At 39.3% G+C, this 14724-nt stretch carries 13 protein-coding genes and 1 riboswitch; of the genes, 5 read left to right on the top strand and 8 right to left on the bottom strand.

Features of this window, described 5'->3' with window-relative positions; translation table 11 throughout:
* The first annotated feature begins 37 nt into the window (after positions 1–37).
* The 4 genes from ACG916_RS07725 to ftsW all read left to right on the top strand — a co-directional run bounded on the left by ACG916_RS07725 (position 38) and on the right by ftsW (position 4177).
* On the top strand, positions 38–697 hold the full coding sequence (locus tag ACG916_RS07725; RefSeq protein WP_336953637.1) for a riboflavin synthase: 660 nt from the start codon (positions 38–40) through the stop codon (positions 695–697).
* Positions 698–805: 108 nt separating this feature from the next.
* Positions 806–1351 carry a VTT domain-containing protein gene (locus tag ACG916_RS07720; RefSeq protein ID WP_004725292.1) on the top strand — a complete coding sequence of 182 codons (546 nt, stop codon included), beginning with the start codon at positions 806–808 and terminating at the stop codon, positions 1349–1351.
* A 259-nt stretch (positions 1352–1610) separates the two neighbouring features.
* Positions 1611–2957, top strand: a complete 1347-nt coding sequence (murD, locus tag ACG916_RS07715; protein WP_336953638.1) for a UDP-N-acetylmuramoyl-L-alanine--D-glutamate ligase — start codon at positions 1611–1613, stop codon at positions 2955–2957.
* Positions 2958–2980: 23 nt separating this feature from the next.
* A complete protein-coding gene (ftsW, locus tag ACG916_RS07710) occupies positions 2981–4177 on the top strand; it encodes a putative lipid II flippase FtsW (protein WP_419328005.1) in 1197 nt (398 codons plus the stop codon).
* Positions 4178–4226: 49 nt separating this feature from the next.
* On the opposite strand, the gene gluQRS is transcribed toward ftsW, so the two are convergent.
* The 7 genes from gluQRS to ACG916_RS07675 form a co-directional block, all read right to left on the bottom strand.
* Positions 4227–5141: a tRNA glutamyl-Q(34) synthetase GluQRS gene (gluQRS, locus tag ACG916_RS07705; RefSeq protein WP_336953640.1), complete on the bottom strand. Its 915-nt coding sequence runs from the start codon at positions 5139–5141 to the stop codon at positions 4227–4229.
* A gap of 4 nt (positions 5142–5145) precedes the next feature.
* Positions 5146–5670, bottom strand: a complete 525-nt coding sequence (gene dksA / locus ACG916_RS07700) for an RNA polymerase-binding protein DksA (protein WP_336953641.1) — start codon at positions 5668–5670, stop codon at positions 5146–5148.
* A gap of 209 nt (positions 5671–5879) precedes the next feature.
* Positions 5880–6689, bottom strand: coding sequence for a 3',5'-cyclic-AMP phosphodiesterase (cpdA, locus tag ACG916_RS07695; protein ID WP_419328004.1), 810 nt, complete (start codon positions 6687–6689; stop codon positions 5880–5882).
* A gap of 9 nt (positions 6690–6698) precedes the next feature.
* A complete protein-coding gene (locus tag ACG916_RS07690) occupies positions 6699–7319 on the bottom strand; it encodes an NUDIX domain-containing protein (RefSeq protein WP_336953643.1) in 621 nt (206 codons plus the stop codon).
* A 75-nt stretch (positions 7320–7394) separates the two neighbouring features.
* Positions 7395–9290, bottom strand: coding sequence for a phosphomethylpyrimidine synthase ThiC (thiC, locus tag ACG916_RS07685; protein WP_336953644.1), 1896 nt, complete (start codon positions 9288–9290; stop codon positions 7395–7397).
* A gap of 136 nt (positions 9291–9426) precedes the next feature.
* Positions 9427–9560: riboswitch (TPP riboswitch) on the bottom strand.
* Between the two features lie 53 nt (positions 9561–9613).
* The gene (locus ACG916_RS07680) at positions 9614–10669 is read right to left on the bottom strand and encodes a hypothetical protein (protein ID WP_419328003.1); all 1056 of its coding nucleotides are present in this window, start codon (positions 10667–10669) and stop codon (positions 9614–9616) included.
* A gap of 65 nt (positions 10670–10734) precedes the next feature.
* Positions 10735–11751, bottom strand: coding sequence for a hypothetical protein (locus ACG916_RS07675; RefSeq protein ID WP_419328002.1), 1017 nt, complete (start codon positions 11749–11751; stop codon positions 10735–10737).
* A gap of 450 nt (positions 11752–12201) precedes the next feature.
* Here ACG916_RS07675 and phoU point away from each other — a divergent pair, with 450 nt between their 5' ends.
* A complete protein-coding gene (phoU, locus tag ACG916_RS07670; RefSeq protein ID WP_336953647.1) occupies positions 12202–12924 on the top strand; it encodes a phosphate signaling complex protein PhoU in 723 nt (240 codons plus the stop codon).
* Between the two features lie 77 nt (positions 12925–13001).
* On the opposite strand, the gene ACG916_RS07665 is transcribed toward phoU, so the two are convergent.
* Entirely contained in the window at positions 13002–14279 is a 1278-nt protein-coding gene (locus ACG916_RS07665) for an O-acetylhomoserine aminocarboxypropyltransferase/cysteine synthase family protein (protein WP_336953648.1), read from the bottom strand.
* Positions 14280–14724 lie beyond the last annotated feature (445 nt).

Here is a 14724-nt window from a genome sequence, read left to right as displayed (position 1 = left end):
TTCATCAGTTTCTCTCACTGCAGCAGTAGGTAGAATTATGTTCACAGGTATCATTGAAAGTTTGGGTAAAGTCGAAAGTTTACAAAATGTAGGTGGTGATGTGCGCTTACGTATTCAGACTGACTTGGATATGTCTGATGTGCATTTGGGCGACTCTATTGCGACCAATGGGATCTGCTTAACTGTGATCGACTGGGGTAACAACTGGTATGCTGCTGATGTATCCCGTGAAAGTTTAAATCGTTCGACTTTAGCAAGTTGGAAAGCGGGGCAGGCGGTCAATGTAGAAAAAGCAATGTTGCCAACAACACGCTTCGGTGGACATATCGTCAGTGGGCATGTCGATGCTGTGGGTGAAATCACCGTAGTACGTTCAGATGCTCGCTCACTGTATTTCGAAGTCACTGCACCTGTTGAAATTGCTAAATATTTGGCTGAAAAAGGTTCTGTGACTGTAGATGGGATTAGCCTTACTATCAACCATTTACGTGGAAATATATTAAGTTTAAATTTAATTCCACATACTGCTGAACGGACCAATATTGGAACGTGGAAAGTGGGTTCTCAAGTGAATTTAGAAGTGGATGTATTGGCACGTTATATAGAAAGATTGTTACTTGGTGATAAAGCTGCTGAGCCAAAAGCAGAGTCTAAACTCAGTATGGAATTTCTGGCAGCCAATGGTTTTTTAAAATAAATAAAAACAAAACCCGATTAAAAAAGCCTAATTTATTTAGGCCTTTTAATATATACATGATTAAATTAGGCTAATATATCGTGAATTCTTCTGTAAGAGAGTTGAGTATTGCTTGAATTTTTATTGCATTTAGAACAATTATTGCCCACTTTTTTAGAGAATTACGGGTTGTGGATTTATGCCATTTTGTTTCTAATCATTTTTGCAGAAACTGGCTCAGTCTTTATGTTTTTTCTCCCTGGCGATAGTTTATTGATTGCTGTCGGTGCTTTATGTTCTACCGCTGAATCTGTGCATTTGCACTATATGGGTGTGTTGCTGATTATTGCTTCAATTTTGGGTTATATGGTTAACTATTATACTGGGCGTGCGCTAGGTTTTAAGTTTTTCCATGCGCATTCACGTTGGTTTAAGCCTGAATATATTAAAAAGACCAATCATTATTTTGAAAAGCATGGCGGGAAAACCATTCTCGTTGCCCGTTTTGTGCCTTTTGTTCGTTCTTTTGCTCCTTTTGCAGCAGGTGCAGGGCATATGAAAATGCCTGTATTCATGTTGTATAACATTTTAGGTGGATGGATTTGGATTGCGCTATTGCTTGGTGCGGGTTATGGCGCGGGTAACTTATTATCTTTACTGCTCGATTCATTTTAATCAGATTTAGACAGTCGTAAACTGCCCCGATGAATAAGCCGAATATGGATCCTCAACATTCGGCTTATTCATGTTGAGAATAGAATAAAATCACGAGGGGTTTTATTTAAAAAATCAGATGTATTTATCAAAATAATTTGCTGCTATTTTTACGCACTGACACAAAAAAATATCTAGAAAGTGAAAACAGAAAAAGCTTTCAAATCGCCAAAGTGCTAACATTTTGCAAGTTTTAAAATCTTAATGCTGGTGAGCAAAAATGTTAATACAACGTGGTGGGTTAAAAGTTGTGGCTGGGCTTGGAATTTCAGGCGTTTCAGCAGTAAATTTTCTTCATGAAAATGGCTACCGTGTTGCAGTCACAGATTCTCGTGAAGTTCCACCAGGACATGAGCAAATTCCAGCAGCAGTTCAAACCAGCTTTGGTCAACTCGATCAAGATTTACTTTTGCAAGCTGAAGAGATCGTCATTAGTCCCGGGTTAGATCCTCAGTTACCAGCAATTCAAGCTGCGATTGCAAAAGGCATTCCAGTCATCAGTGAAATTCAAATTCTCCGCCGTGCTACAGATAAACCGATTGTGGCGATTACTGGCTCAAATGCAAAAAGTACCGTGACCACTTTGATTGGCCTAATGGCGCAAGAAGCAGGAGTAAAGGTTGCGGTAGGGGGTAACTTGGGTCGCCCAGCTTTAGATTTAACCCATGATGATCCAGATGTTTATATCCTTGAGCTTTCCAGCTTTCAATTGGAAGCAACCTCGAGTTTAAATGCCGAAGTGGCTGTGGTCTTGAACATGAGTGAAGACCACTTGGACCGTCATGGGGATATGGCAGGTTACCATGCGGCAAAACATCGTATTTTCCAAGGTGTGAAAAAAGTCGTATATAACCGTGACGATTCATTGACGCGTCCATTGGTGCCAGATGTTACACCGATGCAAAGCTTTGGGCTCAATGCACCTGATTTAAAACAATACGGTATCCTAAGAGAAGATAACGGTACGATTTGGTTAGCGCGAGGTCGTGAACGTCTACTCAAAAGTTCAGAGATGTATATTCAAGGGACACATAATGTTGCCAATGCTTTGGCATGTTTAGCTCTAGGTGAAGCGATTGGTTTGCCTATAGACAAAATGCTTGAAACCTTAAAAACATTTAAAGGTTTAGAGCATCGTTGCGAATTCGTTAAAGAAGTCGATGGTGTGCGTTATTATAATGATTCTAAAGGCACCAATATCGGTGCAACTTTGGCTGCATTGGATGGCTTAGGTGCTGCAATTGAAGCACAAGATGGTCAGGTTGCGATTATTCTGGGTGGTCAGGGCAAAGGACAGGATTTTACTGCACTACGTGAGTCTCTGCAAAAATATGCCAAAGTTGCAGTACTGATTGGTGAAGACAGCTCAATTATTGAAAACGCCATTACAGGGACAACAGAACTTCTACATGCAGCATCTTTGCAACAAGCTGTAGAACTTTGTCAACAACATACGCATGCGCAAGATGTAGTGCTATTATCACCTGCATGTGCAAGCTTTGATATGTTTACAGGCTATCCTGAGCGTGGTCATCGCTTTGTTGAATATGTAAATGCTCTAAACTAAAAAGAATCATAAGGAAATAAAGTATGGCTGGGTTAGCTCAGACGACTATAAGTAAGATTAACCAAGTGTATGATCGTTGGATGCCAAAATTGCCGGCAGAGATTACACCACGTAATGTACTGATATTTTGCGTCATATCATTGTTATGTATTGGAACGGTGATGGTGGCTTCGGCTTCAATGCCTTACGCAGAAAGAATGCATGAAAACGAATTTCACTATGTGATTCGCCATGCAATTTCGATTGTGGTGGCTTTTGTTGCGGCCGCAATTACCTATCGAGTTTCACTCAACCTTTGGTTTAAAAATACCTTTCCATTGTGGTTGATCACCATTGCTTTATTGCTCGCCGTTTTAGTTGTGGGTACTGAGGTTAATGGCTCAACACGATGGATTCGTGTCGGGGGATTTACCTTGCAGGCAACCGAAGTCGCCAAGGTGATGATGGCGATATTCACGGCGGACTATGTGGTCCGCCGTGCTGAAGAAGTCCGTAATAATATTAAGGGCTTGGTACGTCTTGGTGTGGTGATGTTGCTGACGGTCGGACTGATTATTGCAGAACCTGATTTAGGTGCAACTGTGGTTATTGCAGTTTCGATGCTGGGTGTATTCTTCTTGGCTGGTGCGCCTATGATCCAGTTTGGCTTTGCATTTGGTGCGATTCTGGTGGCATTTGTATCATTGATCGTGTTTGAACCTTATCGTTATGAGCGCTTAATGTCATTCTCAAACCCTTGGGCTGATCCTTTAGGCTCAGGTTATCAATTGTCGAATGCATTGATGGCGTTTGGTCGTGGTGAATGGTTTGGGGTAGGCTTAGGACATAGTATTCAAAAAATGTCTTATCTACCAGAAGCACATACCGACTTTATGTTGGCAATTTTAGGTGAAGAATTCGGTTTCTTTGGTATTTCGACTGTTTTGTTGCTCTCGTTTGTGATGTTGATTTGCTGTATTCGTATTGGTCAACGTGCGCTCAATCATCAATATTTGCGAGCAGGTTATTTGGCTTATGGGATTAGCATTATTTTCTTATTACAGATCTTAGTGAATGCAGGCATGAATATGGGAATGTTACCGACCAAGGGGCTGACGCTTCCATTTATTAGTTATGGTGGTTCATCTTTAATTATGTGTGCGGTGATGATCAGTTTAATTCTTAAAATTGATGCAACCACCAAAGATGCTAATCCAGCGCGAGAAGAGTCCAGTTTTTAGCAATTTATTTAATTTGAATAAAAAAGCCATTTGATCAAAAGTGGCTTTTTTATTGGTAAATGGCTTTTATCTCTGTTCCTTTGGGAATACTTGTAATATCCCACTGAGTGATGGCTTGAACCAACATTTTATCTGGCTGATCTAAGTCCACTGGCGCTTGTCCAAGCGCTATAATCGCCTCTAAAAGCAATTCAGACGCATGTTTGACATCAAGGGCTTGAGCATGGTTCTGTTTAGAGAGTTTTTGCCCTAGATGATTCATTGCAAGCGGCAAGTGCATATATTCAAGAGCGGGATAGCCTAAAAGCTGCCCTAGCCAAATTTGACGTTCAGTATTATCCAATAAATCCGCACCACGTACCACATGGCTGATCTCTTGTAAATAATCATCGACAACGACTGCCAATTGATAGTTGATAATGCCGTCACGACGTGTGAGAACAAAATCACCTAAATCGTGGTGTAAATTAGCGCAATGTTGCCCTTGTAATCGATCATTGAAACAAATATTTTGATCAGACACTTTTAAACGAATGGCTTGGTTTTCGAAGTCGAGCTGTTTGTCTCGGCAAGTTCCAGCGTAGATATGATTTGACCCTAATATTTTTCGGGTACATTCACAAGCATAAACTAAATTGTTTTGTTTGAGTTGTTCGATTACTGACTGGTAAATGTCTAAGCGATGTCTTTGATAAACGATTTCAACATCAGATTGGAAACCAAAAGCGTCTAGACACTTTAAAATGTGCTGTTCACTATCTGGATAAATACGTGGAATATCCGTATCTTCTATTCGGACGATCCATTGCCCATGATGAGCTTTAGCATCGCAATAACTCGCAACAGCAGTCACCAAGGAGCCAAAATGTAACGGCCCTGTGGGTGAAGGTGCAAACCGTCCTTTGTATACAGTATTCTTCCTCCCTCCCTTTGGAAAAGAGAGGGGTGGGGAGGAATTTGACACAGCGTTAACCGTTATTTTGCTTCTCTTTGATCTCAGCAAGGGTTTTGCAATCGATACATAAAGTTGCGGTTGGTCGTGCTTCTAAACGGCGTAAACCAATTTCGATACCACACGTTTCACAGAAACCATAGTCGTCATTTTTAATCGCTTCAATAGATTGCTCTATTTTGCGAATAAGTTTACGTTCACGGTCACGGGTACGTAACTCAATGGCAAACTCTTCTTCTTGCGTAGCACGGTCATTTACATCAGGTAAAGAAGAAGATTCATCTTGCATTGTATTTAGGGTGCGATCCACTTCCGACATCAATTCAGCTTTCCATGCCAGCAAAATTTTACGAAAATGTTCGAGCTGCCCCTCAGACATGTATTCTTCATTTTTCTTTGGCTGATAAGGCTCGATACCGAATAGACTTGCTGTAGTACCGTTTTCATTGGTCTTCGGCTTGGTTTTACGCACTCGCTTTACAGACTTATCATCTGCTGCTGTTTGTTCTTCCAAGACTTGATTTTGGTTGTCATTCGCCATAAAGGGCATTCCTCATCATATACGTATTATCTATACGCAAAAAATATGGTGATATGCAAGTATTTTTTATCACTACCAACAGAATGAATCTATCGGGGGCGTCATCATATAGATTTTTTTACCAAGATGAAAGTCACCTAACCCTGAATTAGACTTTCTGCATATCTCGTTGGACGAATAACTTAATAGAAAAAAACAAAAATGAAAAGCTAGTAACCTGAAATTTCTTCATTAATTGTAACTTTGAAGTGATCCAAGCGGTGTACAAAGGTATCAAATTCACCATTGGCTTTTAAATGTAAGCAACGGTAACCAGGTGCAATCGGATCAAATGAAAACTCTTGGCTGAGTGGTTTAAATTGCACACAAGTCGCAGGCGTAGAAATAAAATGTATTCCATTCCATATATTATAGGACTCTTGATGAACATGACCATGTAAAACAGCTTTGATGTTATCAAATGGTTCAAGTACAGCTTTTAATTCATCTGCATTTTTTAACTTGTGCTGATCGAGCCATTTCGAATGCATATCAAAAGGATTGTGATGACAAGCGATGAGTATGAATTTGTCGCTCATTTTTTCCAATAACAGTTTTAGATGTGCCAATTGTTCTGTTTGAATGTTTCCATCAGTACGCCCGCTCACAGCACTATTCAGCAAAATGATACGCCATTGATCTAACTCAATAACTGCGGGAATCGGTTCTGGCGCATGGAAGGGAAACAAGTTCAGATTGTCGTGATTTCCTGGAATTTGATAAAAATTGATACCAAAACGCTGCATATAATCTAAATAGCGCGCATAGGTTTCTGGAAACGCAGCTTGAGCCAAATCACCTGTATGTAAAATTAAATCGATATTTTTATAGCGTTGCTGAATATCATCCATAACGGCATGAAAGCTTTCTTCAGGATTAATCCCGACAAATTCAGCCTCAGGTCTATCCATCAGATGTGTATCTGTGATTTGGATAATTACTCTATCTTTATCAGTTTGCGGCAATATCTCTGATTGCATGCCTTTCCCCTAGACATTTTCAAATGTATGCAAGTGCTGTTGTAGCCATTGCAAAGCCATAATCACAGGCGCATTTTTTAAACGATTACTTTGTAATAAGATGCACAGATCTGAATAATCAATGATATGAAGTTTGATATTTTCACTTTCATCAGGCATACCAAACACCCCACCTTCAGCGGGTAACGCTGCTTGAGCAACATAGAGATGGAAGATTTCATCACATGCACCAGCAGATGGATAGAAGCTAAACAAGTGTCTGATTTGATTTAATTCACATCCAGATTCTTCAACGCTTTCTCGCCGAATGCAACTTTCTGGAGATTCATCTCCATCGAGTACACCTGCGATGATTTCAAGTTGCCAAGGTGAAACAACATCATCAATCGCCCCCACACGAAACTGTTCAATCAATGCAAATTTCTGTTGCTGATCATTATAAATCAGTACGCCAGCAGCCTCTTTACGGCGAATCAATTCACGTTGGATGGTTGTGGTATATTCAGTTTGATTAAATAATCGGTGTCGCAAGCTCACTTTTTCGACTTGAACAAAACCTTTAAAGGCATATTCACGAGATTGTATTTCTACATCATTATGTGTGTAGGTTGCTTGCTGAATGATGTTCATGTGCACAGTTAGGATGAAACATATTCATTTCATCCTAACTGAGAAATAGTGAAAGACAAAAGTTTTTTTTAAACTTTACACTTTATGGTACAACTTTTGCCCTTGTTCTTGATAAACGGATTTCATGGTTTTGAGACCATCTTCTATAACCGTTTTGTTATTTACAGAGTGTGCTGCATTTTGTTGATTTTGTGCATAATCTCGCACGTTTTGAGTGATTTTCATCGAGCAGAACTTAGGTCCGCACATTGAACAGAAGTGTGCGGACTTATGTGCCTCTTTAGGCATAGTCTCATCATGCATCGATCTTGCTGTATCTGGATCGAGGCTGAGATTGAACTGATCTTCCCAACGGAATTCAAAGCGTGCCTTAGATAAAGCATTGTCACGGACTTGTGCACCCGGATGTCCTTTAGCTAAATCAGCAGCATGTGCTGCGATTTTATAGGTGATAATCCCGTCTTTAACATCTTTCTTATTGGGCAGGCCCAAATGCTCTTTTGGGGTCACATAACACAGCATGGCCGTGCCATACCAACCAATCATTGCTGCGCCAATCGCAGAAGTAATGTGGTCATAGCCTGGAGCAATATCTGTGGTGAGTGGCCCAAGGGTATAGAACGGTGCTTCTTGACAGACTTCAAGTTGCAGGTCCATATTTTCTTTCACCATATGCATTGGAACATGGCCTGGCCCTTCGATCATGACTTGAACATCATGTTTCCATGCTCGATGGGTCAGTTCACCTAAAGTGCGTAATTCTGAAAATTGCGCTTCATCATTGGCATCTTGAATACAACCTGGGCGTAAACCATCACCTAAGCTGAAAGACACATCATAGGCTTTCATGATTTCGCAGATTTCATCAAAATGTGTATAGAGGAAATTTTCTTCATGATGTGCCAAACACCATTGCGCCATGATCGAACCGCCACGTGATACGATTCCAGTCAAACGATTGGCTGTCATTGGCACATATCGCAATAAGACCCCAGCATGAATGGTGAAATAATCGACACCTTGTTCAGCTTGTTCAATTAAAGTATCTTTAAAAATTTCCCATGTGAGGTTTTCTGCAACACCATCGACTTTTTCAAGTGCTTGATAAATAGGAACTGTACCAATTGGAACAGGCGAGTTACGGATAATCCATTCACGAGTTTCGTGGATATTTTTACCTGTCGATAAGTCCATGATGGTGTCTGCACCCCAACGGGTTGCCCATGTCATTTTCGACACTTCTTCATCTATTGATGAACCCAAAGCTGAGTTTCCGATATTGGCATTAATTTTCACCAAGAAATTACGTCCAATAATCATGGGTTCGCATTCAGGATGGTTAATATTGGCTGGAATGATGGCACGCCCTTCAGCGACTTCCTTACGCACAAATTCAGGGGTGATTTGCATAAGATTGTGGGCGCCAAAATTTTGTCCTGCATGTTGGCGCATATCTACACCCTCATGCTGGCGTTGATTTTCACGAATGGCAATGTATTCCATTTCAGGCGTAATAATACCTTGCTTGGCATAATGCATTTGAGTGACATTATTGCCTGTTTTTGCACGACGTGGTTTTTGAATATGGGCAAAACGTATTTCAGCAGTACGAATATCTTTCAGACGTTCTTGACCAAATTTAGAGGTTAAGCTGGCTAAATGCTCAGTATCCGCACGTTCTTCAATCCAAGATTCACGTACATTGGGTAAGCCTTTATTCAAATCAATGTGTACGTTGGGATCGGTATAAACACCTGAAGTGTCGTAGACCATAATTGGTGGATTTTTTTCACCACCAAGGCCTGTTGGGGTATCCGTGAGTTCAATTTCACGCATCGGTACTTGAATATCTGGGCGTGAACCTTGAATATAAACTTTTTTAGATGCGGGTAAAATTCGAGTCAGATCTTTGGCTTCTTGCTCGTGTTGAGCCAATTGATCAGCAGGGGATAGATTCGTTAATTGGTTCATTACAATGATCCTTATGAATGACATCAACGAATCAAGCACGACCAAAAACGGTGGCAAATCTAGTCTATTTTATCTGCTAAATTCATCATCAGAATAAAGCGCTATTGCGACAAAAATAGATAAACTATGGGCTGTCAGTTTTTAGATGCTTGATTCCTACGCAGGTCTTAACCTGATCAGGTTCAACGGTACTTTAGTTTAAGTTTTGGCAAGGAGATGCAAAACTGACTAAATCTCAGCGAGGTATTACTCGCGCTCCGTCAAGCGATGTTCAAATCTTAGCATGTTCTTATTGAAAATATGCTGGCATACAGATATCAATTTCAATTATTTTCTTGGGCCAGAATTACCTCGACAGATTTTCTAATTTTTTGTTCAAATGCTTCACGTTGTGCTCGGATATCTTGCTGTTCAGCTGAATTATCTTCAGGATACTGGCTAGATGGTTTTGGCATTTGTTGCCAAAGCGTTTCACTTGCATTGATTAAATTCACAAATTTCTGTGCAGTTGGGCTACTTGCAGTTTTACTTCCTGCAATTTTTTCAATCGCTTTGATTGCTTGTTCATCTGCAATTTTATCGTCATCGAACCAGAGCGTGCGAGTGTTGTCCTCGCCTTGAAAAAGTGCACTACGGTATTGTTCAATGTTCTCTACGACTTGATGTTTAAAATGGTTGTTGGGGTAGTCTTTATTGAATTTTTCCCAATATAACAGTCGATTGGCCACTTCATCAAAACTAATTGCTAACCCTGCGTCCATAATATAGTTGGCACCTGTATACTCTTTACGGATCTGTTTAAAGTAGACCTGATCTGATTTTTCTAAATAGGGTGCAAAAGTATCCAGATCATATTGTGGATGCTGTACAAAGGTGTACTCACCTTCGCCGATATAAAATTTTGCTAAATATAAGTCTTTTGCGTGATCAACTAAATATTTCTCACGTGGTTTTAACTTTTTATACAGTTCTTGTTTTTGTTGAGCTGTCATCGACTGACTGTCTGCAAGTGTGTCGGTCATATATTGAAATACTTCAGGCGAGGCATCTGCGATGAGTTTTTGATAAATGTTTTCAATTTTTGCTTGCCATTGATAGCGTGTTTTTAATGGAGTAGATGCGAGACATTTTTTAAATAATTGATTGAGGTCATTTAAATCTTCAACGATAACATTTTTTTCTAATTTTTTGATGCTTGTAGCTATCTCGTTACAGTTTTGTGGAACAGCTGGAATTTCAATTGTACGGGTCTGAGCCACTTCAGAAGCAGCTGCTTCGGTTGTTTCATTTTTTTGATTATTCTCATGTTTTTGGCAAGCGCTGAATAGGACACAAATGAAAAGTGTTGTGAGTGACAAATGTTGTTTTAAAACTTTCATAGAATGACTGTTGTTGTGAGTTATTGAATGCCACAAGAATAATAAAAATTGAACTGAAATAACATCTAACTGTCAGAACAAATCGCATCGCTAAAGCAATCTTTTTTAACACGCTTAAAGTCGATTGGGCTTAGATTTAGATATTGATTGAGTTGGGAAAGTGCCAATAATTGAGGAATATTTTCTAGTTTAGTGCGTTCTTTTTCACTAATTTGAATTTTTTGTTGTCTTTGCTCTTTGCTCATGTTTAAAAAATAAACAAACTTTTTCGCCTGTGCTGAAAGCTCACCATCATTAGATTTTGCCAATCGTTCAATCACCAACCAACTTAAAGTATCTATATCGGTTTGATTTTCAAAACTTATCGAAATAGGTGCTTCTTCAGTACCTAAAAATAATAGACTGCTATATGCATTTTTTAGGAACTGCGCATCATTTAAAAAAGGGCTATTGGGGTAGGTTTGCAGGTAATCTTGCCAAAATTTAGCTCTTTTGGCAGTTTCTTCAGCATCAATATCGAGTTTATGATTTTTAAAAAGTGGGTGAGTATTTTGTTCTGCAAGATTTTCGATAAAAACTTGTTCAGGCGCAGTTAGATACGGCGCGAAAACTTTTGCTAGATATTGCGGGCTTCTACGATAGACAATTTTATCATCTGTTTGTTCGGTCAGCTCAATATAAGCTTGCCCTTTGTGACGTAATAAATATTGATCACGAAGATTAAGTTGTTCAAATTTACTTTGTTGAATGGTGGGGTATGCAGCTTGATCTAAAGCATAATTTTCAAATGCTTGCTGTTGTTCTGAAGTACGTTCGATCTGTAAAAATTGTTGATACATACGTTTTGACTGATGCATCAATACCATTTGTTCCGCAGGTTTCATCAATGGCAAACACATACGAATATCTTGATTGACTTGCTCTATTGCAAGTGTGGTTCTTTTTTCGTTGATTGCAAGCATTTCATTTTTGAGATTTTGACAAATTTGAGTTAAATCAGGTATTGGATTTTCTTTTGGTGGAGTCTCTTTAGACTCTTTAACAATGTCAGTCGTTGGTTTTTGGCATGCGATAACCATCATGCAACTCAATATAACGAGTATGCCTGAAATGAGAAAATGAAGGATATTGCGAGGAAATTTCATTCGACCAGCATTTAAAAGAAGCTCAATTTTGTTCGGTGCCATTGTCGCTGAATCGAGGCTAAATAAATGAAATATTTTGTAGTTTTGTGATAATAAAACGTTAATTTTTGCAAGAAACTGAGGCGTGTGTCTAACTTAAGGTTGGTAAAAATTAGCATTCGATAAATAATCAAGAATTGGGTTTATATGGATTTTCATAGCAAAGTTACATATTTAAATTCAGTAGATTGTAGTAGTATATTTACTCTAATCACTTTGATTGGAAGCAAAATGAGCTATATTGAGAAATTTATTTGAAAGAAAAATACTTGTCATAAAATATTCATGATGAATGTGCTTTAATATTAATCCATAAAAATAGTTTTGTTGCGTGTGGAGCATCTAACCTTGAGCCCAAGTAATCCTGTATTAAACCATCACATATCTTCTCAATTTAATGAGGACTTACAGGATGTGAATACCAAATTTATGACCATGGGTGGTTTGGTAGAACAACAAGTCGCAAATGCAGTGCACGCTTTATTGGATACCAATGCCAATATGGCGATTGATGTTCAATTTCAAGACAATACAGTCAATCGTTATGAACGAGAAATTGATGAAGCACTGACTTTGATTCTGGCGCGTCGTCATCCAGCTGCAATCGACTTACGCATGGTAATTGCCATGAGTAAAGCCAATACCGATTTAGAGCGTATTGGTGATGAAGCTGCAAAAATTGCCCGCATAGCACAGACTTTATGTGAAGAGGGTGAATCGCCGCGTGGTTATATGGAAACACGGCATATTGGTAATCAAGTGCGTGTAATGATTCATGATGCTTTAGATGCTTTTGCGCGTGTAGATGCAGAACAGGCTTTAAAAGTTTTGTTGGCAGATGCAGATATTGACCGTGAATACCAATCTGCGACGCGCACACTAATGACCTACATGATCGAAGATCCACGTCATATTAGCCGTGTAATCAATGTGATGTGGGTATTGCGTTCACTTGAGCGGATTGGTGATCATGCGCGTAATATCTCAGAACAAGTCATTTATATTGCAAAAGGTTTTGATGTTCGTCATACCAGCGTTGAAGAAATTGAGCAAAAAGTACAAGGCAAGTAATTGAATTTATGATCAATAAAAAGACCTGAATCATTCAGGTCTTTTTATTTGTAATATTTAAGATTACAAAAATAAAATTACACCTGAGCAAGTGCTTGTTCTAAGTCCGCAATCAAATCCTCGATATGTTCAATACCCACAGATAAACGCACCATATCAATACTCACACCAGCTGCTTTTAGCTCTGTTTCATTAAGTTGACGATGAGTGGTGGTTGCTGGATGACAGGCTAAACTTTTTGCATCACCAATATTCACTAGGCGAGTAAACAGCTGTAGTGCGTCGATAAAACGGGTACCACCTTCACGTCCATCTTTTACCCCAAAAGACAGAATTGCAGAGGGTTTACCTTTAACATACTTTTGTGCCAAAGCATGCTGTGGATGATCTTTTAAACCTGCATAGTTAACCCATTGCACTTTTGGATGCGCCTGTAAATATTCAGCGACTTTTTGTGCATTTTCAGTATGGCGTTCCATACGCAAATTTAGTGTTTCTAAACCTTGTAAAATTAAGAATACGCTGAGTGGGCTAATCGCTGCGCCTGTATTTCTTAATGGGACAACACGTGCACGGGCAATATATGCTGCAGCACCCAAAGCTTCTACATAGTTCACCCCATGATAACTTGGATCGGGGGTATTTAAGACTTTGAAGCGCTCGGGATATTTGCCCCAAGGAAATTTACCACTATCGACAATCGCACCACCAATCGAGTTGCCATGACCTCCAATATATTTAGTCAATGAATGCACCACGATATCTGCACCATGTTCAAAAGGTTTCAGTAGGGCAGGTGTTGCAACAGTATTATCCACAATGACGGGTACACCATATTCATGTGCGATTTTAGCAATGGCATCTAGGTCAATAATATTACCCAACGGATTGCCAATCGACTCAACGAAAACCAATTTGGTTTTTTCATCAATCAAGCCGCGCAATGCTTCAGGATCTTGGTAATCAAAGAAACGTACTTCAATGCCTTGTTTAGGTAACGTATGGGCAAATAAATTATAGGTGCCGCCATACAGCGTTGAAACCGATGCAATATTGTCACCTGCTTCTGCAATAGTCTGGATTGAGTAAGTAATCGCAGACATACCAGAAGCCAATGCTAAAGCACCGATACCGCCCTCAAGTGCGCTCAGGCGTTGCTCAAGCACAGCTGTGGTTGGGTTCATGATACGTGTATAAATATTCCCTTGAACTTTAAGATCAAATAGATCTGCGCCGTGCTGCGTATTATCAAAGGCATAAGAGGTTGTTTGATAAATGGGAACGGCTACGGCTTTAGTCGTTGCTTCTGGTTCATAGCCTGCATGTATCGCAAGAGTTTCATCTTTATATGTCATGTTCTTCCGTCAACTTTTTATTAAATTTCAATAGAGTGTAACAAATAAATATATGAAGTAAACAAGGGTTTATATATTTTAAAATCATAAAAATAGATAAAGCCAACATTGTAGCCCGAGTTGAATTCAGTTTGAACGAGTAAATAGAGACCGAATATCGCTGAGTTCATTAAGCTGTCATTTGCTCAAACTAGCATAGACACTTCTATAAATTCTGTTATTAAAAAACACAATAAATAAGCAGTAATAAATAAACTAACTCGCCATAAAACAACTTTAACTTTAGTACGCTGTAGTTTACTGGGTTTGACCGCATGTTCTGATGATGAACAAAATTCAACAACACAGATGACCTTAACCAAAAATATAACATTGGCGTTTGGTGCTGACGCTTGTGTAATCATTGTCAAACTACAATGCACCAAGTTCAACTCAGACCAAGACA

Origin of the sequence: Acinetobacter legionensis (genome assembly GCF_048552295.1) — a bacterium.
GTDB lineage: Bacteria > Pseudomonadota > Gammaproteobacteria > Pseudomonadales > Moraxellaceae > Acinetobacter.
Note: the sequence above shows the minus strand (reverse complement) of the source record. Positions and strands in the feature narration are given on the sequence as shown.

Excerpts from the sequence above, each read along its gene's own strand:
- ftsW (WP_419328005.1), top strand. The coding sequence starts at position 2,981 with ATGGCTGGGTTAGCTCAGACGACTATAAGTAAGATTAACCAAGTGTAT.
- dksA (WP_336953641.1), bottom strand. The coding sequence starts at position 5,670 with ATGGCGAATGACAACCAAAATCAAGTCTTGGAAGAACAAACAGCAGCA.
- murD (WP_336953638.1), top strand. The coding sequence starts at position 1,611 with ATGTTAATACAACGTGGTGGGTTAAAAGTTGTGGCTGGGCTTGGAATT.
- ACG916_RS07675 (WP_419328002.1), bottom strand. The coding sequence starts at position 11,751 with ATGATGGTTATCGCATGCCAAAAACCAACGACTGACATTGTTAAAGAG.
- ACG916_RS07725 (WP_336953637.1), top strand. The coding sequence starts at position 38 with ATGTTCACAGGTATCATTGAAAGTTTGGGTAAAGTCGAAAGTTTACAA.
- ACG916_RS07665 (WP_336953648.1), bottom strand. The coding sequence starts at position 14,279 with ATGACATATAAAGATGAAACTCTTGCGATACATGCAGGCTATGAACCA.
- cpdA (WP_419328004.1), bottom strand. The coding sequence starts at position 6,689 with ATGCAATCAGAGATATTGCCGCAAACTGATAAAGATAGAGTAATTATC.
- thiC (WP_336953644.1), bottom strand. The coding sequence starts at position 9,290 with ATGAACCAATTAACGAATCTATCCCCTGCTGATCAATTGGCTCAACAC.
- ACG916_RS07680 (WP_419328003.1), bottom strand. The coding sequence starts at position 10,669 with ATGAAAGTTTTAAAACAACATTTGTCACTCACAACACTTTTCATTTGT.
- ACG916_RS07690 (WP_336953643.1), bottom strand. The coding sequence starts at position 7,319 with ATGAACATCATTCAGCAAGCAACCTACACACATAATGATGTAGAAATA.